Raw genomic sequence first — 22298 nt, forward strand, 5'->3', positions numbered from 1 at the left:
TAATAGTGAATAAAATGAAAAAAGAGGTATGTGAAATGTCACGTAAACCATTTATCGCTGGTAACTGGAAAATGAACAAAAATCCAGAAGAAGCAAAAGCATTCGTTGAAGCCGTTGCATCAAAACTTCCTTCATCAGATCTTGTTGAAGCAGGTATCGCAGCTCCTGCAGTTGATTTGACAGCTGTTCTTGCTGCTGCTAAAGGTTCAAACCTTAAAGTTGCTGCTCAAAACTGCTACTTTGAAAATGCAGGTGCGTTCACTGGTGAAACTAGCCCACAAGTTTTGAAAGAAATCGGTACAGACTACGTCGTGATCGGTCACTCAGAACGTCGTGACTACTTCCATGAAACTGACGAGGATATCAACAAAAAAGCAAAAGCAATCTTTGCAAACGGTATGCTTCCAATCATCTGTTGTGGTGAGTCACTTGAAACTTACGAAGCTGGTAAAGCTGCTGAATTCGTAGGTGCTCAAGTATCTGCTGCATTGGCTGGCTTGACAGCTGAACAAGTTGCTTCAACAGTTATCGCTTACGAGCCAATCTGGGCTATCGGTACTGGTAAATCAGCTTCACAAGACGATGCACAAAAAATGTGTAAAGTTGTTCGTGACGTTGTAGCTGCCGACTTTGGTCAAGAAGTTGCAGACAAAGTTCGTGTTCAATACGGTGGTTCTGTTAAACCTGAAAACGTTGCTTCATACATGGCTTGCCCAGACGTTGACGGTGCCCTTGTTGGTGGTGCGTCACTTGAAGCTGAAAGCTTCTTGGCATTGCTTGATTTTGTAAAATAATCTAGCTTATTCCAGACAGACAGTTAAAAGTACTAAGTGACTTTGACTGCCTGTCTTATTTTTACTTGGAGCATTCTTGTGAAAGAGGGATTTTTCTAGACTAGGAAAGTTCCTTAGAGAAAGAAAGGCGTGCAGATGCGCGCTCTTTTCTATATCAAAAAGTTATGAAAGGGGGAGTTATGCTCTATATTTGGTCTTATTTGAAAAAATATCCCAAGTGGTTATTCTTGGATTTCTTTGGAGCGGTTTTCTTTGTTGTCGTCAATCTTGGACTGCCAACTGTTCTGGCTCGAATGATTGATGAAGGTGTGAATAAAGGGAATGAACAGCAATTGTATGTTTGGGCTGCAATTATGCTAGTGATTATCCTATGTGGGACCTTGGGGCGTATAGTCTTAGCCTATGCAGCTAGTAAGCTGACGACCAATATGGTCAAGGATATGAGGGATGATCTCTATGCCAAATTACAAGAGTATTCTCATCATGAATATGAAAAGATTGGAGTGCCTTCACTGGTTACTCGTATTACCAGTGATGCCTTTGTTCTCATGCAATTTGCAGAACAGACCTTAAAACTGGGTGTCATCACCCCCATGATGATGCTGTCTAGTATCTTAATGATCTTCCTGACCAGTCCGTCATTAGCCTGGATAGTGGCCTTTGCAGTACCTTTCTTGGCTGTGGTGGTCATTTATGTAGCGGTCAAGACTCGACCATTATCAGAGAAACAGCAGGCTACCTTAGACAAGATAAACCAATATGCCAGGGAAAATCTGATGGGACTCCGTGTCATCCGTGCCTTTGCTCGTGAGGAGTTTCAAGAGGAACGTTTTGCAGGACAAAATGCGGTCTATGCAGCCAATTCCAATCGTCTGTTTAAACTAACCGGTTTGACGGAACCCTTGTTTGTTCAGATTATCATTGCCATGATTGTAGCTATTGTCTGGTTTGCTCTGGACCCTATCAAACAAGGGAACTTACAAATTGGGGACCTAGTAGCCTTTATCGAATATAGTTTCCACGCCCTCTTGTCCTTCCTTTTCCTATCCAATCTCTTCACCATGTATCCTCGTACAGCGGTTTCGAGTGAACGTTTGAAAGAAGTCATGGATATGCCGATTTCTATTGATCCCAATGAAGGAGGAGTCAGAGAGACAGCAACCCACGGATATTTGGAATTTGAAAATGTCACCTTTGCCTATCCTGGCGAGACGGAAAATCCTGTTTTGCATAACATTTCTTTCAGCGCTAAACCGGGTGAAACCATTGCCTTTATCGGATCGACCGGATCGGGCAAGTCCTCTCTTGTGCAATTGATTCCTCGTTTTTACGATGTCACGCTTGGGAAAATCAAGGTTGATGGTGTCGATGTGAGGGATTACCGCCTCAAGTCTCTTCGTCAAAAGATTGGTTTTATCCCGCAGAAGGCCTTGCTGTTTACAGGAACTATCGCTGAAAATATCCGCTATGGGAAGGAAGATGCTAGTCACAAAGACCTACATCAGGCAGCGGATGTGGCGCAAGCCAAAGATTTTATCGAAAGCCGAGATGAAGGCTTTGCGACCCATCTAGCTGAAGGTGGAAGCAACCTTTCTGGAGGACAGAAACAACGTCTCTCAATTGCCAGAGCGGTTATAAAGAATCCTGATATCTATATTTTTGACGATTCTTTCTCAGCCTTGGATTATCGCACAGATGCCATTTTACGCCGTCGTCTCAAGGAAGTAACGCAGAATGCAACGGTTTTAATTGTTGCTCAACGTGTCGGAACCATCATGGATGCGGACCAGATCATCGTTCTGGATAAGGGTGAAATCGTAGGTCGCGGTCGACATGAGAAATTGATGGAAACCAATGACATCTATCGTGAGATTGCTGAGTCGCAGTTGAAAAATGCATCGCTAACAGAAGAATAGGAGGAAATATGAAATCACAATCTAGTTTAGCTCGTTTGTGGAGCTATTTGAAAGCCTACCGTTTTTCTGTCTTTTTTGCAGTCTTTCTAAAAGTTTTGAGTGTGGTCATGAGTGTCTTAGAACCTTTTGTATTGGGGTTAGCCATTACGGAGTTGACAAAGAATCTCTTAGATATGGCTAATGGCCTTTCAGGCGCTCATATCAATACAGCCTACATCGGAACTGTTTTAATCATTTACCTCTTTAGAGGACTCTTGTATGAACTTGGGTCTTATTATTCCAACTATTTCATGACCAATGCGGTCCAGTCTATGACTCAGGATCTGCGAAATGAAATGACCGAGAAAATCAATCGTATCCCAGTATCTTTCTTTGACAAACACCAGTTCGGTGATTTGTTGGGGCGCTTTACTAGTGACGTTGAGACAGTGTCCAACGCTCTTCAACAGTCTTTTCTCCAAATTGTTAATGCCGCTTTGACGATTGTTCTCGTCATGGGAATGGTTTTATACTTGAACTTTCAACTGGCTATAGTGGTGATTCTATCCATTCCAGTGACCTATTTTGGTGCCAGAAGCATCCTGAAACGTTCTCAGCCTTATTTTAAAGAGCAGGCGGCTATTTTAGGACGGATGAATGGCTATGTGCAGGAAAATCTCACAGGTTTTAATGTCTTGAAACTCTATGGTCGTGAGGAAACTTCTCATAAAGAATTTTCTAAGATTACAGACGACCTCCAACGTGTTGGCTTTAAAGCCAGCTTTATCTCTGGGCTCATGATGCCAGTCCTTCATGCTGTATCGGACTTGACCTATCTGATCGTTGCGGTTCTTGGTGGTTTGCAAGTGATTGCGGGTCGTTTGACAGTGGGGAATATGCAGGCCTTTGTTCAGTACGTTTGGCAGGTCAGCCAGCCTATCCAAAACATCACACAACTTGCGGGTCAAATGCAAAGTGCTAAGTCTTCGCTAGACCGCATCTTCGATATCTTGGATGAGACAGAGGAAGTCAAGGGAGAAGAACTCGAAATCCTTGAACCCTTAACAGGTCAGGTGACCTTCCAACATGTTGACTTCCAGTATGTTGAAAACAAACCATTGATTCGAGACTTTAATCTAGAAGTTCAACCGGGAGAGATGGTGGCGATTGTTGGTCCTACTGGAGCTGGTAAGACGACCTTGATCAATCTGCTTATGCGCTTTTACGATGTCACAGCAGGCGCAATCTTGGTTGACGGGCAGGATATTCGCCAGTTGTCACGTCAAGACTATCGCCGTCAGTTTGGGATGGTCTTGCAGGATGCTTGGCTTTATGAAGGTACGATCAAAGAAAACCTACGTTTTGGAAATCTTGACGCCAGTGACGAGGAAATAATAGAAGCTGCCAAAGCAGCAAATGTAGACCACTTTATCCGAACTCTTCCTGGTGGTTACAACATGGAGATGAACCAAGAGTCAAGTAATATTTCCCTCGGGCAAAAACAACTCTTGACCATCGCGCGTGCTCTCCTAGCCAATCCTAAAATTCTTATTCTGGATGAAGCAACTTCCTCTGTTGACACCCGTTTGGAACTCTTGATTCAAAAAGCCATGAAACGCTTGATGAAAGGAAGAACCAGCTTTGTCATCGCTCACCGCCTCTCTACTATTCAAGAAGCAGACAAGATTCTCGTTCTTAAGGATGGACAGATTATTGAGCAGGGCAATCATGAAAGCTTGCTCCAAGAAAAAGGCTTTTATTATGATTTGTACCAAAGCCAATTTTCAAGTAAATCCGAGCAAGTTGGCTAATTAAAACTGTCCAGACTATTCTTAAATTATCAGTCTATTACAACTTTTCTCAGATAGTACACTTTCCTTGCTATCGTTTTCTGGTAGTAGTATACTTATATTGTAACCACTAAGAAGATGGTTATAAAAAAAGAAAAGAGGTAAGAAATATGGTTGAATTGAAAAAAGAAGCAGTAAAAGACGTTACAACATTATCTAAAACAGCGCCAGTAGCATTAGCAAAAACAAAAGAAGTATTGAACCAAGCAGTAGCAGACTTGTATGTGGCTCACATTGCCCTTCACCAAGTTCACTGGTATATGCGTGGTCGTGGTTTCCTCGTATGGCATCCAAAAATGGATGAATACATGGATAGCCTTGATGGTTATCTTGACGAAATCAGCGAACGTTTGATTACCCTTGGTGGCAAGCCTTACTCAACTTTGACAGAATTCCTTCAACACAGTGAAATCGAAGAAGAAGAAGGAGAATTCCGTAACGTTGAAGAAAGCTTGGAACGTGTTCTAGCTATTTATCGCTACCTCATCAGTCTTTTCCAAAAGGCTTTGGATGTGACTGACGAAGAAGGCGATGATGTTACAAACGATATCTTTGTTGGTGCTAAGGCTGAACTTGAGAAAACAGTTTGGATGCTTGCAGCAGAACTTGGACAAGCTCCTGGTTTGTAAAATATAGTTGTTACCCCTTTTATCATAAGGCGCTTGATAAGTGCCCATGATCAATCATCTTTTAAAAGTCATGTAACTGTAAAAAGTTGCATGACTTTTTTGTCTGCTAGACTTAGGACACATTGTCAAAAGTAGGATTTTACGGTATAATAGTTGCTGTTCGAGAAATTTTGATTTTCAAAGAATAGTGAAATATTATAAGGAGAACCCATGAACAATTTACCAAATTGCCCAAAATGTAATTCAGAATATGTCTACGAAGATGGAAATCTCTTGGTATGCCCAGAGTGTGCCTATGAATGGAACCCTGCTGAAGTTGCAGAAGTAGAAGAAGGCGTTGTCGCTATCGATGCTAACGGAAATAAATTGGCCGACGGTGATACTGTAACCCTTATTAAGGACTTGAAAGTAAAAGGTGCGCCAAAGGATTTGAAACAAGGAACTCGTGTTAAAAATATCCGTATCGTAGAAGGTGACCACAACATCGACTGTAAAATTGATGGTTTTGGAGATATGAAACTCAAGTCAGAATTTGTTAAGAAAATCTAGCCATGAAACTGAACTACAAATTTATCTTTTATAGTCGTGTGCTCTTGTTCTTAGCGGCATTTACAGGAGTTTATTTAGAAATTACCAAGCACGGTGGTTTTGGTATGCTCCTTTACTACACGGTGCTGTCTAATCTCTTGGTAATGATTTTCACCGGCTATCTGCTCCGTGTGATGAGCCGTTCAGGTGAAAATTGGCAAAGTCCGACCTTGATTCGTCTCAAGGGTGGCGTCACCATGAGTATCATGATTACCTGTGTGATTTACCATTTTATGCTTGCACCGATTGCGACAGACTTTTACCGAGTGGAAAATTTCCTTTGCCACTATATCGTTCCACTCTGGTTTTTAGCCGACACCCTCTTCTTTGATAAACAGGGTCAATACAAGATCTGGGATCCAGTCTTGTGGACCATCTTGCCCTTAGTTTATATGATTTTTGCCTTGTTTAACGGCTTGGTCTTAAAACTCAATATTCCAAATTCCAAGGACAATCCCTTCCCTTATTTCTTTTTAAATGTGAACAAGGGTTGGGACGTGGTCATCAAATGGTGTTTGATTATTTTTGTGGCGTATATGGTTGCAGGCTTCATCTTCTATCTGATCAAGCAAATCAAGCGAAAATAGTCTTCCTATTAGGAAAGTTAGGACGGAGTCTTTAGTTCAATCGGGCTCCTTCTTTTCTTGCCATCTTCCTTCTAAAAGGATCAACAGTGAGAAATATACAGAAAGAAAATTCATGAAACAATTTTTAGAACGGGCTAGTATTTTGGCCCTCTCCCTCGTTTTGATTACCTCCTTCTCCATCTCAAGTGCTCTGCCAGCCATGTTTGACTACTATCAAGGCTACCCTAAAGAACAAATCGAGCTCCTGGTCAGTCTCCCTTCTTTTGGAATCATGATTATGCTGGTTTTAAATGGTTTTTTGGAGCGTTTGTTTCCTGAGCGACTTCAGATTAGTCTGGGCCTTCTCATCCTCTCTATCGGTGGAACAGCTCCCTTCTGGTATCAGGAGTACAACTTTGTCTTTGCGATGCGGATTTTATTTGGCTTGGGTGTTGGGATGATCAATGCCAAGGCTATTTCTATCATCAGCGAACGCTATCATGGAAAGACACGGATTCAGATGTTGGGTCTTCGCGGATCAGCAGAAGTTGTCGGGGCATCGATTTTGACTCTAGTGGTCGGTCAACTCTTATCCTTGGGATGGACAGTGACCTTCTTGGCCTACAGTGCGGGATTTTTAGTATTGATTCTTTATCTGCTCTTTGTCCCTTATGGGAAAGAAAAGAAAGAAACAAAGAAAAAAGAGACCGAATCGACTCGTTTGACAGGAAAGATGAAAGGATTAATTTTTCTATTGGCTGTCGAAGCAGCAGTTGTTGTCTGCACCAATACGGCTATCACCATTCGTATTCCTAGTCTGATGGTGGAAAGAGGTCTAGGAGATGCCCAGTTATCGAGCTTGGTTTTAAGTATCATGCAGTTGATTGGTATCTTGGCTGGTGTGAGTTTTTCTTTCTTCATCTCTTTATTTAAAGAAAAATTGCTCCTTTGGTCAGGTATCGCCTTTGGATTGGGGCAAATTGTGATTGCCTTGTCTCCGTCATTGGGTGTGATGGTAATTGGAAGTGTTGTGGCAGGTTTTTCTTATAGTGTGGCCTTGACCACTGTCTTTCAGATTTTATCGGAGAGAATTCCAGCCAAGCTCCTTAATCAGGCAACTTCCTTCGCAGTGTTAGGATGTAGCTTTGGTGCCTTTACCACACCTTTCATTCTTGGGGCGATTGGCTTGGTGACTCAAAACGGTATGTTGGTCTTCGCCATTCTAGGCTGCTGGTTGATTGTCACTTCTATCTTTGTTATGTACGCACTTCAAAAGAGAGCTTAGGATTGGTTTCCTAAGTTTTTCTTTTTCAATTTTTTGTACCCGGACAATTTTAAATTTTGTAGCTTGTTACGAGACTACTTTCCTGATAAAATAGAAGTTATGACAAGATATAAAGCAATCATTTCCTATGACGGTTATGCCTTTGCTGGTTTTCAGCGGCAGCCTCATGCGCGGAGCGTTCAGGAAGAAATTGAAAAAACGTTAACGAGACTCAATAAGGGGCAAGCCATCACTGTTCACGGTGCTGGTAGGACTGATAGTGGGGTTCATGCTCTAGGACAGGTTATTCATTTTGACCTGCCCTATCAGATGGATGAGGAAAAACTCCGTTTTGCTCTGGATACCCAGTCTCCAGAAGATATTGATGTGATTTCGATTGAGATTGTGGCGGATGATTTTCATTGTCGTTATGCAAAACATAGCAAGACTTATGAGTTTATCGTGGATAGAGGGCGCCCCAAAAATCCTATGCGTCGTCACTACGCTACTCACTTTCCCTATCCGCTTGATGTGGAGCGGATGCAGATGGCAATCAAAAAGCTAGAGGGAACCCATGATTTCACCGGTTTTACAGCATCTGGAACCAGTGTAGAGGACAAGGTTCGGACCATTACAGAAGCGAGTTTAACAGTCGATGAGACAGGCCAATTTTTGACCTTTACCTTTTCAGGAAATGGCTTCTTGTATAAGCAGATTCGCAATATGGTGGGGACGCTGCTCAAAATCGGAAATAATAGAATGCCAGTAGAGCAGATTGACCTCATCTTGGAGAAGAAGGACAGGCAACTTGCAGGTCCAACAGCAGCACCGAATGGCTTGTATTTAAAGGAGATTCGTTATGAAGAATAATCGTATTTTAGCCCTTTCTGGGAATGATATTTTTAGTGGTGGTGGTTTGTCAGCTGATTTGGCTACCTATACCTTGAACGGCTTGCATGGCTTTGTAGCAGTGACTTGTTTGACGGCCTTGACTGAAAAGGGCTTTGAGGTCTTTCCTACGGATGATACTATTTTTCAACATGAGTTGAATAGCTTGCGTGATGTCGAGTTTGCAGGGATTAAGATTGGCCTTCTTCCTACTGTCAGCGTGGCTGAGAAGGCCTTGGACTTTATCAAGCAACGTCCTGGAGTGCCTGTGGTACTGGACCCCGTCTTGGTCTGCAAGGAAACGCACGATGTAGCAGTCAGCCAACTCTGTCAAGAGTTGATTCGTTTTTTCCCTCATGTTAGTGTGATTACGCCAAATCTTCCTGAAGCAGAATTATTGGCTGGTCAGGAAATTAAAACATTGGAAGATATGAAAGCTGCAGCGCAGAAATTGCATGATTTAGGAGCGTCAGCAGTCATTATCAAGGGAGGCAATCGCCTTAGTCAGGACAAGGCTGTAGATATCTTTTATGATGGACAAACCTTTACTGTCCTAGAAAATCCTGTTATCCAAGGCCAAAATGCTGGTGCAGGTTGTACCTTTGCCTCAAGCATTGCCAGTCACTTGGTTAAAGGGGATGAACTTTTACCAGCAGTAGAGAGCTCGAAAGCTTTCGTTTACCGTGCTATTGCACAAGCAGATCAATATGGAGTAAGACAATATGAAGCAAACCAAAACAACTAAAATCGCTCTTTTATCTCTATTAACCGCCCTTTCTGTAGTTCTAGGTTATTTCTTAAAAATCCCGACACCAACAGGTATTCTAACTCTCTTAGATGCGGGTATCTTCTTTGCGGCCTTCTACTTTGGTAGTAAAGAGGGGGCTGTCGTTGGAGGTCTAGCAGGTTTCTTGATTGACCTCTTATCAGGCTACCCTCAGTGGATGTTCTTTAGCTTGGTAAACCATGGCTTGCAGGGATTTTTCGCAGGATTTAAAGGGAAATCTCAGTGGCTAAGCCTTATCTTGGCAACGATTGTCATGGTAGGAGGCTACGCCTTGGGTTCAACTTTGATGAATGGCTGGGCAGCAGCCCTACCAGAAATCCTACCAAACTTCCTGCAAAATATCGTGGGTATGGTTGTAGGGTTTGTGCTTAGTCAAAGTATTAAGAAAATTAAGTAAAGCGGCTGGAGAAAAGTTCTAAAAATCAGAAAAACGCATAATATCAAGTGTTGAAAAACCTTGATACTATGCGTTTTATTGTGGGAAGATTTTATACTCTTCGAAAATCAAATTCAAACCGCGTCAACGTCGCCTTGCCGTACTCAAGTACAGCCTGCGGCTAGTTTCCTAGTTTGTTCTTTGATTTTCATTGAGTATTAGATGAATATTAATCAAAATAAAGCAAGTCTTTGCTGGTGCTTGTAAAGAGGTCAAAGCCATCCTTGGTAACAACACCACAATCTTCGATACGAACTCCGACTTTACCAGGGATATAGATACCTGGTTCAACAGAGAAGCACATGCCTTCTTCGATGACCATGTCGTTTCCTTCCATGATAGATGGGAATTCGTGGACATCCATACCGATACCGTGACCGAGACGGTGGTTGAAGTACTCACCGTAACCAGCTTTTTCGATGACTTCACGGGCAGCGCGGTCTACTTCATGAGCAGTCACGCCAGGTTTGATAAAGTCAAGAGCAGCTTGTTGGGCTTCAAGGGTCAAGTTGTAAATATCTTTCTTGAATTGGTCTGGTTTGCCGACAGCGACTGTACGAGTCATATCTGATGCGTAGCCATTGACCATAACACCCAGGTCAAAGAGGAGAAGGGCGTCTTTTTCAACCTTGTTTGCACCAGGAATTCCGTGTGGATTTGCAGCATTGTCACCAGTCAAGACCATGGTATCAAAACTCATTTCATAGCCTTCACGTTTTAAGGCGAAGTCGATTTGGGCGATGATATCTGTCTCAGTCTTATCAAGAGAAATGTTGTCAAAACCAACTTTTACAGCTTTATCAGCATAGAGACCTGCAACCATCATTTTTTGCACTTCATCGGCTGATTTAATGAGGCGCATGCGTTGGATGCGAGGAGTGAGGTTTTCAAACTCAGCAGTTTCAAAGACTGCTTTCAAACCATGGTATTTGGTTAAGATGAGATTGTCAAACTCGACAGCGACACGTTTGAAATCGTGCTGTGGCAAGGCATTTTTGATTTTTTGCCATGGATTTTCAGAATCCACATAGCCCACTACTGGGAAGGAAACAGTGCTGGTTGCACGCTCCACTTCAAGGGCTGGGACAAAAAGGAGAGGTTCCCGGTCCGCTAGGACAAAAAGGAACATTTGGCGTTCATGAGGGTCACTGTAAAAACCAGTGAGGTAATTAATAGTGACGGGGTCAGATACGACAGCGACGTCTAGTTTTTCTGATTCAAGATATGTTACGATTTGTTGTAATTTAGACATATGCTACCTTCTTTCTACCCCTCTATTTTGGCAAAAAAAGAGAGAAAATGCAAGGGAGAAGGGTAAAAGAACAGGCAAAAAGAACTCCGATATGATAGGGGAGTTCTTTGATCGAATTTTCCTTAGTTTAAGAAAAGTCAGCCTTGCTTTTGACGTCGCTGTATTCTTCAGCGATTTCTTGACTGAGTATTTCTTCATAGGCAGGGAGTTGGATGTCCTGACCGTATTTCTTCTTGAGGGCAGTAGTGACTAGACGATAAGCTAGATTGGCATTACGAGAGAGGATAGGTCCGTGGAAGTAGGAACCAAAGACATTCTTATAATGAACCCCTTCGCCGATCTTTTCTTCGTTATTTCCATTTCCATAGACAACCTGACCCAGTGGTTTTTGGTCATCTGAGAGGAAGGTACGACCTTGGTGATTTTCAAATCCATAATAGGTCTCATCGAAATCTTCATTGTGAATCTTGATGTCACCGATAAAGCGGTTATTGGTCTGGTTGAGCGTATAGTGGCCCATGACACCTAGCCCTTCGATGCGCTTACCTGAAGCTTCAACATAATATTGCCCCAATAGTTGAAAACCACCACAGATGGCTAGAACCACACCGTCGTTTTGGATGTAGTTGTCAATGCTCTCTTTTTTAGCAGGTAAGTCTCCTGCGATGATGCTTTGTTCAAAGTCTTGCCCCCCACCGAAAAAGGCGATGTCGTAGTGGTTTTCATCAAAGTCATCATGGAGAGAAACGATGTCAACTGTTACATGAGCTCCGAGTTTCTCAGCCACATACTTGAGCATGAGGATATTTCCATTGTCCCCGTAAGTATTCATGAGGTTTCCATAGAGGTGGGCAATGTTGAGCTGATAAGGGTAGTTGCCAGCTTTTGAGGAAAGTGAAGTATAAACCATTAGTTCATCTCCTTTCTAACAATCTGACGACTAGCCAGCAGCTCGCGGAATTCCAGCATCGCCGTATAGGTCGCAAGGATATAGGCATGCTTGCAGTCTTGCTTCTCAATGGTTTTGAGAACTTGCTCCAGACTGTTTGTTTCAGTGATTTTATCAGCTGGATAGCCTGTCACACGAAGACGACGAGCAATTTCAGAATGGCGAACACCGCCAGCGTTGACTTCGGGAATGTCCATGTCAGTTATCTGTTCAAAGTCCGCATCCCAGATCCAGCTAGTGTCAATTCCGTCTGCATAGTTGGCATTGAGAAGGACAGATAGGCTAAATGGATAAGGAGCTAGTTTAATCATTTCGATAGCTTGGGTAGCACCGACTGGATTCTTAATCAAGACGAGAGTACATTCCTTGTCGCCGATATGGAAGGTTTCCTGACGACCAAAGACAGCACGGCTCTTGTCAAATCCTTGCTTGATGAGTTGTGAATCAGCCCCGAGGAAACGGGCGATGGCAACCGCAGCAAGGGCATTGTAGATGTTGTAGAGTCCACCGATTTGAATACCGTATTCTTGTCCGTCAATGACAAAGCGGGAGCGATTGTTGGTCAACTCAACCAGTTTTGTCAAGCGATAGTCGAGATCAGGACGTTTGCAACCACAATTTTCACAGATATAGGCACCCAAGTTGGCATAAGTATTGAGTTCATATTTGAGGATGCCTTGACAGTCAGGGCAGAGAATCCCTTCGGTATTATAGTGAGCTAGTTTGGCTGGCCCTTTTTCCAAGTCAAAACCAAAATACTGTACAGGATTTGGAATAGCTGGTTTGTAGAAAAGTGGACTGTCACCATTGAGGAGGACAGTAGCCGTAGGCACCTTACGAATGGCATCCAAAATCATGTTATAAGTTGTGTAAATCTCACCATAGCGGTCCATCTGGTCACGGAAGATATTAGTGATGACAAAAAGGCTAGGATGGATGTAGTCACAGATACGAGATAGACTGGCTTCGTCAATTTCTAGAACAGCAATGTTTTTCCCAGTTTTAGAGGATTTGGCCGTCAAGAAGGTTGTCGTAATCCCTGTGATCATGTTGGCACCACTAGGATTGGTCAGAACCCGACCATAGACCTCTTTTAGAATGCCGACAGTGAGAGCAGTTGTGAGGGTTTTCCCGTTGGTTCCAGTGACCACGACAATCTCGTAGTTCTTAGCTAGATTTTGTAAAATATCTTTATCAAATTGAAGGGCGAGTTTTCCTGGGAGCGTACTTCCTCGGCCAAGACGGCTCAAGATGAAGTGAGAAGAACGCCCAGCTAGGAGGCCCAAAGTAGTTTTTAATTTCATGTTTCTATTATATCATACTGCGCCCAGCAGTCCAATAACTAAAGTAACCTCTAAGATCAACTAAAGAAGTAACCTTAGAGGTGCTTTTTAGGTTCTGATTAAACCAATCAAATACAATATCTTTGAATTTGATAACTTTGGCAACTTTAAGAAATAAATCTTTCTTGCTCTGAACATAAGAAAGGAGAGGACATTGATTATCCTATACAGGTTTTAAAATTTCATTAATCCATTATAGTTGACAAAGATACCTAACTTTTGGGATTTAGATCATTTTTTGGAAAGTCTCTTTTATAATAAATTACGAATTTTTTCTTTTATAAATGCGTTAAGAGGATAGTGTTTATCAAGATATTCTAGGAGTGCCTGAGCAGATTCAGAAATTCGTTCGTAACCTTGCAAAAAGTAGGGTAATTGTTTGGCTTCATTTGGATAACCTTTTTCAAATCGTCTGTTGCTGTTAAAAATATCTATAAAATTAGATTTAGAAGTTTTTTCCAAATTGATTAGTTCAGTCCAGAGTTTGACAGATCTGTTTTGGATGAAATCATAAGCAGCCAATTTTTCCCCTCGTTGATAGCGACCTAGTCCTATATATAGGTTGCATAAAATTTCTCCCAACAGCCATTCACGATCTCTATTTTCTTTTGATGGCAATCTTTGTGGCTGGCAGATTGTTCCATCAAAACCGACCTCCTTCCAGATAATTTTGCCTTCAGCGAAGGGAATGTTTACTAGTTCGTGAGCTTCAAAGATAGCAAATTCACAAAAAACATCATCTTCAAATAGAACTTTATGTCCGTCCACTGTATTTTGGTAGTGAAATGCAATTGGTTCTAGCTTACTTAACCAGATTAGGTCCTGGATATAGGCCTGCTTGTAGCCATCTTTTACAATAACAAAGAAATCCAAATCGGAGTACTGATCCAATCGTTCTCTTTCTGATCCGCAAGAACCAAGTGCCAGCAAAGCTAGTGCTTGTCTAGAATCTTTTAGAGACTGACCAATATCATTTAGTCTTTGTAATAGTAATTCTGTTTTATTCATATCGTTACCTCATTGTTTCTTGTTTACAGACATTATATAGTTAATATTTTCGAAAGTCAATTTCATCCCATACCAAATATATACTAATGTAATATGGGATTTCTTTCGATATTTTTTACAATGATAAAGTTTAAACATTTTGCGGAGTATTGCTCATATTATCAAGAACGAAGAAATTTGAAGTATCCTTTGATTGATTAGAAAGTGATTCTTATCTTTAAAAAGATCAAATAATTTGTAAAATATTTAAGAAGAAAAAATATATCGACTTAGCCATCAAGTTGCAAACAGTAAAATCTTCTCACAAATGATGAAAATACACATATGACCGCGCGAAGAGTGCCTAATTTACCTAATTAGGCACGAAACAATCATTGCAAAATATCTTTTTAAATTACTCATAAAACGATGAGTTGAAGCAAGTTATTTAAAGTCATATGTATTGCTGATATTTAAAAGAGCGACCTGAGACTCAATATATAATTAGGACTGCTAAGTAAAGTTTGGACATTATATCATAAAAGAGGGAAAAGATAGATTTGAGATTTTGCAGAAACAAAAACAGCCCGATGAGGGCTGTGAGATACCAAGAAGTCTCAACTTAAATCGCAAACAAGTCATTCAAGTTCTCAGCCAAGGTTGGGTGAGTGAAGATTTGTTTTGTGAAGTAAGTGTAAGGAATCTTGTTGTCCATCGCAACAGTGATGATGTTGATGATTTCTTGAGAACCTTCTGAGAAGATAGTTGCACCAATAATTTCTTTTGTTTCAGTATTCACAACAGCTTTGAAGGCTCCACGAAGGTCGCCATTTACGTGACCACGAGGCATTGCTGCAACAGGGATTTCTTTCACAGCGTATGGAAGTTTCAAATCAGCTGCTTGGCTTTCTGTCAAACCAACTTGTGAAAGTGAAGGTGTGATGAACATGGTGTTTGGTACATTGAGACGGTCTTCAAGAGTGTAGCTGCCATCTCCAGCAAGGTAGCTGTAGACAACACGGAAGTCATCAAGTGAGATGTAGGTAAATTGAGGTCCACCGTTGACGTCTCCAACTGCAAAGACACCAGGAACGTTTGTTTGACAATGTTTGTCTACTTTGATAGCACCGCGTTCAGTTAGTTCAATATCGGTATTCTCAAGTTGAAGTGGTTCTACGTTTGGCTTACGTCCAGTTGCGTAGAGAAGGGCGTCGAAACGGTAGGTTTCGTTTTCAGTTACGACAAGGACTTGGTCTCCGTCGTTTTTGATTTCAGTAGTACGGATGTTTTGAAGCAATTCAATACCGTCTTCTTCCATGTACTGTTTGGCAAGAGCTGCGATGGAAGGTTCTGCACGAGGAAGGAATGTATCCAAGGCATCTAGGACTGTGACTTTGCTACCAAGTTTGTTGTAGAGTCCAGCAAATTCAAGACCGATGTTTCCACCACCAAGGACTCCAAGTTTTTCAGGCAATTTGTCCAAGTTTTGGATACCTGTTGAGTCAAAGACATTTTTACTTGTAGCAAGTCCAGGAATTGGCAAGACGTTTGAAACAGCGCCAGTGTTGATGACGATTGTTTCAGCAGTCATTTCTTGTTTTTCGTCACCAGCCTGGATCTCGATCACCTTATTTGACACGAAATGTGCCTCTGCATCAATGACATCAACGCCATTATCGGCCAACATTTTATAATTTTTAGCGTTAAGACGACCAGTCACCGCACCACGCTCTTTCATGGTATCGTCAAATGACCAGCCCTTTTCAGCCGCTACAATCATAGTCTTGGTTGGGATACAAGCAATATTAATGCAAGTACCACCATACATCGCTTTACTGCGCTCGATGACAGCAACTTTTTTTCCAGCCGCATTCATCTTAGCAGCCAAAGTCTTACCGGCTTTACCAAATCCAATGACAATTAAATCGTATGTTAACATTTTTAAATCCTCCTATTTGATTTAATTCTAGCACAAGAAAAAAACTTTTGCACAAATCTGCTACGGGAAATGAAGTACGTTTGAAATGGTCCCTTCAAATCCTTTGATAAACAAGTTTCAGGCTACTTTACAGCTAGAAAATCGTTTACATGTTTTAATCAAGTGGTTAGACTATCTTTTGCCCCGCTCTTGTGTTATACTAGATAGGTTGCAAAGAAACTCGTACTTTTCTTTCGTGGAAAAGAAGCAACACGGTATCTCGTTTTTTAAGAAGATACATCATGAAAAGAAAAGTATATACTAAGCGCTATAGGATGGCTTCGCACCATCTTTAGAAAGAAGAAAAACGTGAAATTTAATGAATTTAACTTGTCTGCTGATTTGTTAGCAGAGATTGAAAAAGCTGGATTTGTAGAAGCCAGTCCTATCCAAGAACAGACCATTCCCTTGGCTCTCGAAGGAAAAGACGTTATTGGTCAAGCTCAGACTGGTACAGGGAAAACCGCAGCATTTGGCTTGCCAACCCTTGAAAAAATCCGTACAGAAGAAGCGACCATCCAAGCCTTGGTCATTGCTCCAACTCGTGAACTCGCTGTCCAAAGTCAAGAGGAACTCTTCCGCTTTGGCCGTAGCAAAGGAGTGAAAGTTCGCTCAGTTTACGGTGGTTCCAGCATTGAAAAACAAATCAAGGCCCTTAAATCTGGTGCCCACATCGTGGTAGGAACACCAGGCCGTCTCTTGGACTTGATTAAACGCAAGGCCTTGAAATTACAAGACATTGAAACTCTGATCCTTGATGAAGCGGATGAAATGCTCAACATGGGCTTCCTTGAAGACATCGAAGCCATCATTTCTCGTGTCCCTGCAAATCGTCAAACCTTGCTCTTCTCAGCAACCATGCCAGACGCTATCAAACGTATCGGTGTTCAGTTTATGAAAGACCCTGAACATGTCAAGATTGCTGCCAAGGAATTGACAACAGAGCTGGTGGATCAGTACTATATCCGTGTCAAAGAACAAGAAAAATTTGATACTATGACGCGTCTCATGGATGTGGAACAACCAGAACTTGCTATCGTATTTGGTCGTACCAAACGCCGTGTAGATGAATTGACTCGTGGACTGAAAATTCGTGGCTTCCGTGCAGAAGGAATTCATGGTGATTTGGACCAAAATAAACGCCTTCGTGTCCTTCGTGATTTTAAAAATGGGAATCTTGATGTTCTAGTTGCGACAGACGTGGCAGCACGTGGTTTGGATATCTCAGGTGTGACCCATGTCTACAACTACGATATTCCACAAGATCCTGAAAGTTATGTTCACCGTATCGGTCGTACAGGTCGTGCTGGTAAGTCAGGTCAGTCTATTACTTTCGTAGCTCCAAACGAAATGGGCTACCTTCAAATTATCGAGAATTTGACTAAGAAACGCATGAAAGGCTTAAAACCAGCAACAGCAGAGGAAGCCTTCCAAGCTAAGAAACAGGTAGCTCTCAAGAAAATCGAACGTGATTTTGCGGATGAAACTATTCGTGGGAACTTTGAGAAATTTGCTAAAGATGCTCGTAAGTTAGCTGCAGAATTTAGTCCAGAAGAATTGGCTATGTATATCTTGAGTCTGACAGTCCAAGATCCAGATAGCCTTCCTGAAGTGGAGATTGCACGTGAAAAACCACTGCCGTTCAAACCGTCAGGAAATGGACGTTCTGGAGGTAATCGTGGACGCGACAATCGTCGAGGAGACAACCGTTGTGGTGGTCGCCGTGATGATTTCAAAAAAGGCAACCGCGGGAACGATCGTTTTGATAAAGACAGACGCTATCGTAATAAAGACAATAAAAAACCTCGTAACACTTCAAGCGAAAAGAAAACAGGCTTTGTTATTCGTAACAAAGGAGACAAATAGGAAAAAGCGATTCACATTATGAATCGCTTTTATATATAAGGAGACCAAGGGTAAAAGAAGATGGTGATAGTAAAGGATAGGTGAAACGGAAAGGGATTTATCATGTCATCTTCTTATAATGTTATAATATCAAAAATAAAATAGGATGTCAATAAAAAAATCGCTTTTTTTTCTAAAATATTTTTGCTGTTCAAAATTGCAATTAAATAAGCAATTTTCAGATAATTATTGAAATAAAGACTTTTCTATGTTATAATGGAAGCGATTATATGCGAGGTAAAAAATGGCACATTTATTAGAAAAAACAAGAAAAATCACGTCTATTCTAAAGCGCTCTGAGGAGCAACTCCAAGATGAACTTCCTTACAATGCGATCACACGCCAGTTAGCTGATATTATTGATTGTAACGCTTGTATTGTGAATAACAAGGGACGTCTCTTGGGCTACTTTATGCGTTATAAGACCAATAATGACCGTGTAGAACAGTTCTTCCAAACCAAAACCTTCCCTGACGTCTATGTACAAGGGGCAAACATGATTTATGACACGGAAGCCAACCTTCCTGTTGAACATGATTTGACCATTTTCCCTGTGGAGAGCCGTGAGGACTTTCCAGATGGGTTGACGACCATCGCTCCGATTCATGTATCAGGGATTCGCCTAGGTTCGTTGATTATTTGGCGTAATGACAAGAAGTTTGAAGATGAAGATTTGATTCTTGTCGAGATTGCGAGCACGGTGGTAGGGATTCAACTCTTGAACTTCCAACGTGAAGAAGATGAGAAGAATATTCGCCGTCGTACGGCTGTTACCATGGCGGTCAACACCCTTTCCTATTCAGAACTTCGTGCCGTATCAGCTATTTTAGCTGAATTGGATGGAAATGAAGGGCAGCTGACTGCATCAGTTATTGCAGACCGTATTGGCATTACACGCTCAGTGATTGTCAATGCGCTTCGTAAATTGGAGTCAGCGGGAATTATTGAGAGTCGATCATTAGGAATGAAGGGGACTTATCTCAAAGTTCTAATTGGTGATATTTTTGAGGAAGTGAAAAAGAGGGACTACTAATGGCAAAGGCTTTAATCTCAATTGACTATACAGAGGATTTCGTAGCAGACCATGGAAAGCTGACTGCAGGGGCACCTGCTCAAGCAATATCAAAAGCCATTGATCAGGTAACCAGATTGGCTTTTGAACGTGGGGACTATATCTTTTTCACCATTGATGCTCATGAAGAGAAGGATGCATTCCACCCAGAAAGCAAACTCTTTCCACCACACAATATCATCGGAACTAGTGGGCGTAACCTTTATGGCCCCCTAGCTGACTTTTATGCTGAGCATGAGGCGGATAGTCGCGTCTTTTGGATGGATAAGCGTCACTATTCAGCATTTTCAGGAACGGATCTTGATATTCGTTTGCGGGAACGTCGGGTTGATACTGTTATCTTAACAGGTGTTTTGACGGATATTTGTGTTCTTCATACGGCTATTGATGCTTATAATCTAGGTTATCAAATCGAGGTTGTCAAGCCTGCGGTTGCCTCTATCTGGCCAGAAAATCATCAGTTTGCTCTTGGACATTTTAAGAACACTCTGGGAGCCAAATTGTTGGATGAAAACCTGTCTGAAATTAAAGAATGATTCCCTTGGAAAAATGAAAAAAATCTGAAAAAAGTGTTGACAAAGATTTTGAAAGTTGATATACTAGTTAGGTAATCGACGCGGGGATGGCGGAATTGGCAGACGCGCAGGACTAAGGATCCTGTGACCGCTTTAGGTCGTGAGGGTTCAAGTCCCTCTCTCCGCATAGGGGTAAGAGTTAGCTGTGTCTAGCTCTTTTTTGTTTTTACAAAGAAGACTAGAGGCTACGTTTCGTGTATCGAAAATATTGGCATCAAGAACAGTGATTGTATCAGAACATTTAAACTGAGTTTTCCATTTCATTCTATCAAGAATATCCTCAAACACTAGTCAGAAAATGAAGAACTTAGGAGATGGAAAATTACTAATCAGAAAGATATGACTATCATTTTTAAAATGAAGTAGATTTTTGATTGGTACTATTTTTCCTTATATATGAAGGAAGGTTAGCGTTCGCTAGCTTTTTTTGTTTTTTTCAAAAAAATTTTTCGATTTCATAAACATTTCATATTTGGATTTTATAATAGTCTTACAAATATGGAGGTGACAAATGAATCCAATCCAAAGAGCTTGGGCTTATGTCAGCAGAAAACGACTGAGAAGTTTTATTTTATTTCTGATTTTATTTGTCCTTTTGGCAGGAATTTCAGCCTGTTTGACTCTGATGAAGTCCAACAAAACAGTAGAAAGCAATCTTTACAAATCACTCAATACATCTTTTTCTATCAAAAAGATAGAAAATGGACAGACCTTCAAGTTGTCTGACCTAGCATCCGTTAGCAAGATTAAGGGACTGGAAAATGTCTCTCCTGAACTCGAGACGGTCGCAAAACTGAAAGACAAGGAAGCGGTGAGTGGTGAGCAGAGCGTAGAACGTGATGATTTGTCAGCCGCGGACAAGAACTTGGTTAGCTTAACGGCTCTTGAAGATTCATCCAAGGATGTCACCTTTACCAGTTCGGCTTTCAATCTAAAAGAAGGGCGACACCTTCAAAAAGGGGACTCCAAGAAAATCCTTATCCACGAAGAGTTGGCCAAGAAGAACGGTCTTTCGCTTCATGACAAGATTCGCTTGGATGCTGGTCAGTCCGAAGCTGGAAAAGGGCAAACAGTAGAGTTTGAGATTGTCGGTATCTTTTCTGGTAAAAAACAAGAAAAATTCACAGGCTTGTCTTCTGACTTCAGTGAAAACCAAGTCTTTACAGACTATGAAAGTAGCCAAAGCCTTCTGGGAAATAGTGAACCACAAGTCAGTGCAGCGCGCTTCTATGTAGAAAATCCTAAGGAAATGGACGGACTCATGAAGCAGGTGGAAACCTTGGCTTTAGAAAGTCAAGGTTACCAAGTTGAGAAGGAAAACAAGGCCTTTGAACAAATCAAAGACTCAGTTGCAACCTTCCAAACCTTCCTCACCATCTTCCTTTATGGGATGTTGATAGCAGGAGCAGGAGCTTTGATTTTGGTCTTGTCTCTCTGGTTGAGAGAAAGAGTCTACGAAGTGGGAATTTTACTCGCACTTGGAAAAAGCAAGAGCTCGATCTTCCTACAGTTCTGTTTAGAGGTAGTGTTGGTATCTCTCGGAGCTTTGCTTCCATCCTTTATCGCTGGAAATGCCATCACATCCTATCTGCTCCAAACTGTACTAGCCAGTGGAGATCAGGCAAGCTTACAAGACACGCTGGCCAAAGCAAGCGGTCTATCAACTAGTCTCCTATCCTTTGCAGAATCCTATGTCTTTCTGCTCCTGATTGGTTGCTTGTCTGTAGCCCTTTGTTTCCTATTCTTATTTAGAAAATCGCCGAAAGAAATTTTATCATCTATTAGTTAAGAAGGAGAAATCATGACTTTATTACAATTGCAAGATGTTACCTACCGTTATAAGAACACTGCTGAAGCAGTTTTATATCAGATCAAGTATAATTTTGAACCCGGAAAATTTTATAGTATCATTGGTGAGTCAGGAGCAGGAAAATCCACTCTCTTGTCCCTACTGGCTGGTCTAGATAGCCCTGTTGAAGGTTCTATCCTTTTCCAAGGAGAGGACATTCGGAATAAGGGGTATTCTTACCATCGCATGCACCATATTTCCCTGGTCTTTCAAAATTATAACTTGATAGATTATCTTTCTCCGCTGGAAAATATCCGCTTGGTCAACAAAAAGGCAAGCAAGGATACACTTCTTGAGCTTGGTTTGGATGAAAGTCAGATCAAGCGGAATGTTCTCCAGTTATCAGGTGGTCAACAGCAACGTGTAGCCATCGCTCGCAGTTTAGTCTCAGAAGCTCCGGTTATTCTAGCTGATGAGCCAACAGGAAATCTGGACCCTAAAACTGCTGGAGATATTATCGAACTGCTCAAATCACTTGCCGAGAAAACAGGTAAATGTGTGATCGTCGTCACCCACAGTAAAGAAGTGGCACAAGCGTCAGATATTACACTTGAATTGAAGGACAAGAAACTGACTGAAATATAGAATCTAGTTATTAAACTTTAAAATAGTATTAGTTGGTAACCAGATACGTGTAAAGTAATAATAAACAAAGTGAGTCTTTGATAACTATTTCCCGCAATAGTGATAG

Annotated in this window: 20 protein-coding genes and 1 tRNA gene; 16 read left to right on the forward strand and 5 right to left on the reverse strand. The window is 41.5% G+C overall.

Annotated elements, in window-relative coordinates; translation table 11 throughout:
- The first annotated feature begins 35 nt into the window (after positions 1-35).
- From tpiA to KIH88_RS02730, 10 genes are all read left to right on the forward strand, one after another.
- Positions 36-794, forward strand: coding sequence for a triose-phosphate isomerase (gene tpiA, locus KIH88_RS02685; RefSeq protein WP_000087900.1), 759 nt, complete (start codon positions 36-38; stop codon positions 792-794).
- A 179-nt stretch (positions 795-973) separates the two neighbouring features.
- Positions 974-2710 carry an ABC transporter ATP-binding protein gene (locus KIH88_RS02690; protein ID WP_213988744.1) on the forward strand — a complete coding sequence of 579 codons (1737 nt, stop codon included), beginning with the start codon at positions 974-976 and terminating at the stop codon, positions 2708-2710.
- Between the two features lie 8 nt (positions 2711-2718).
- A complete protein-coding gene (locus KIH88_RS02695; protein ID WP_213988743.1) occupies positions 2719-4500 on the forward strand; it encodes an ABC transporter ATP-binding protein in 1782 nt (593 codons plus the stop codon).
- A gap of 149 nt (positions 4501-4649) precedes the next feature.
- On the forward strand, positions 4650-5168 hold the full coding sequence (locus KIH88_RS02700; protein ID WP_000229892.1) for a Dps family protein: 519 nt from the start codon (positions 4650-4652) through the stop codon (positions 5166-5168).
- A 210-nt stretch (positions 5169-5378) separates the two neighbouring features.
- Positions 5379-5717, forward strand: coding sequence for a zinc ribbon domain-containing protein YjdM (locus KIH88_RS02705; protein WP_213988742.1), 339 nt, complete (start codon positions 5379-5381; stop codon positions 5715-5717).
- Positions 5718-5719: 2 nt separating this feature from the next.
- The gene (locus tag KIH88_RS02710) at positions 5720-6343 is read left to right on the forward strand and encodes a Pr6Pr family membrane protein (protein ID WP_213988741.1); all 624 of its coding nucleotides are present in this window, start codon (positions 5720-5722) and stop codon (positions 6341-6343) included.
- A 112-nt stretch (positions 6344-6455) separates the two neighbouring features.
- Positions 6456-7607, forward strand: coding sequence for an MFS transporter (locus KIH88_RS02715; RefSeq protein WP_096421856.1), 1152 nt, complete (start codon positions 6456-6458; stop codon positions 7605-7607).
- 99 nt (positions 7608-7706) lie between these two features.
- The gene (gene truA, locus KIH88_RS02720; RefSeq protein ID WP_213988740.1) at positions 7707-8456 is read left to right on the forward strand and encodes a tRNA pseudouridine(38-40) synthase TruA; all 750 of its coding nucleotides are present in this window, start codon (positions 7707-7709) and stop codon (positions 8454-8456) included.
- Entirely contained in the window at positions 8446-9219 is a 774-nt protein-coding gene (locus KIH88_RS02725) for a bifunctional hydroxymethylpyrimidine kinase/phosphomethylpyrimidine kinase (RefSeq protein ID WP_084932961.1), read from the forward strand. The genes truA and KIH88_RS02725 overlap by 11 nt, the downstream gene beginning before the upstream one ends.
- The gene (locus KIH88_RS02730; RefSeq protein ID WP_213988739.1) at positions 9197-9658 is read left to right on the forward strand and encodes an ECF transporter S component; all 462 of its coding nucleotides are present in this window, start codon (positions 9197-9199) and stop codon (positions 9656-9658) included. The genes KIH88_RS02725 and KIH88_RS02730 overlap by 23 nt, the downstream gene beginning before the upstream one ends.
- A gap of 208 nt (positions 9659-9866) precedes the next feature.
- Here the strand turns inward: KIH88_RS02730 and KIH88_RS02735 are convergent, their stop codons facing one another.
- The 5 genes from KIH88_RS02735 to KIH88_RS02755 form a co-directional block, all read right to left on the reverse strand.
- A complete protein-coding gene (locus KIH88_RS02735; protein WP_213988738.1) occupies positions 9867-10949 on the reverse strand; it encodes a M24 family metallopeptidase in 1083 nt (360 codons plus the stop codon).
- Between the two features lie 127 nt (positions 10950-11076).
- Complete coding sequence (gatD, locus tag KIH88_RS02740; protein WP_213988737.1) at positions 11077-11859, reverse strand: lipid II isoglutaminyl synthase subunit GatD; 783 nt, start codon at positions 11857-11859, stop codon at positions 11077-11079.
- Positions 11859-13202: a lipid II isoglutaminyl synthase subunit MurT gene (gene murT, locus KIH88_RS02745; protein ID WP_213988736.1), complete on the reverse strand. Its 1344-nt coding sequence runs from the start codon at positions 13200-13202 to the stop codon at positions 11859-11861. Before murT ends, gatD begins: the two co-directional genes overlap by 1 nt.
- Positions 13203-13493: 291 nt before the next feature.
- Complete coding sequence (locus KIH88_RS02750) at positions 13494-14249, reverse strand: hypothetical protein (RefSeq protein ID WP_213988735.1); 756 nt, start codon at positions 14247-14249, stop codon at positions 13494-13496.
- 601 nt (positions 14250-14850) lie between these two features.
- The gene (locus KIH88_RS02755; protein ID WP_213988734.1) at positions 14851-16167 is read right to left on the reverse strand and encodes an FAD-containing oxidoreductase; all 1317 of its coding nucleotides are present in this window, start codon (positions 16165-16167) and stop codon (positions 14851-14853) included.
- A gap of 348 nt (positions 16168-16515) precedes the next feature.
- Between KIH88_RS02755 and KIH88_RS02760 the strand changes: the two genes are divergently transcribed.
- From KIH88_RS02760 to vex2, 6 genes are all read left to right on the forward strand, one after another.
- On the forward strand, positions 16516-18072 hold the full coding sequence (locus KIH88_RS02760) for a DEAD/DEAH box helicase (RefSeq protein WP_213988733.1): 1557 nt from the start codon (positions 16516-16518) through the stop codon (positions 18070-18072).
- Between the two features lie 283 nt (positions 18073-18355).
- Positions 18356-19144, forward strand: coding sequence for a GTP-sensing pleiotropic transcriptional regulator CodY (gene codY, locus KIH88_RS02765; protein WP_213988732.1), 789 nt, complete (start codon positions 18356-18358; stop codon positions 19142-19144).
- Positions 19144-19719, forward strand: coding sequence for a cysteine hydrolase family protein (locus KIH88_RS02770; protein WP_213988731.1), 576 nt, complete (start codon positions 19144-19146; stop codon positions 19717-19719). Before codY ends, KIH88_RS02770 begins: the two co-directional genes overlap by 1 nt.
- 80 nt (positions 19720-19799) lie before the next feature.
- Positions 19800-19885, forward strand: a tRNA-Leu gene (locus KIH88_RS02775).
- Positions 19886-20269: 384 nt separating this feature from the next.
- Entirely contained in the window at positions 20270-21547 is a 1278-nt protein-coding gene (locus KIH88_RS02780) for an ABC transporter permease (RefSeq protein ID WP_213988730.1), read from the forward strand.
- A gap of 12 nt (positions 21548-21559) precedes the next feature.
- Positions 21560-22192 (forward strand): ABC transporter ATP-binding subunit Vex2, encoded by a 633-nt coding sequence (gene vex2 / locus KIH88_RS02785; protein WP_000173734.1) that lies wholly within the window; start codon positions 21560-21562, stop codon positions 22190-22192.
- Positions 22193-22298 lie beyond the last annotated feature (106 nt).

Origin of the sequence: Streptococcus oralis (assembly GCF_018448765.2) — a bacterium.
Taxonomy (GTDB): domain Bacteria; phylum Bacillota; class Bacilli; order Lactobacillales; family Streptococcaceae; genus Streptococcus; species Streptococcus oralis_BM.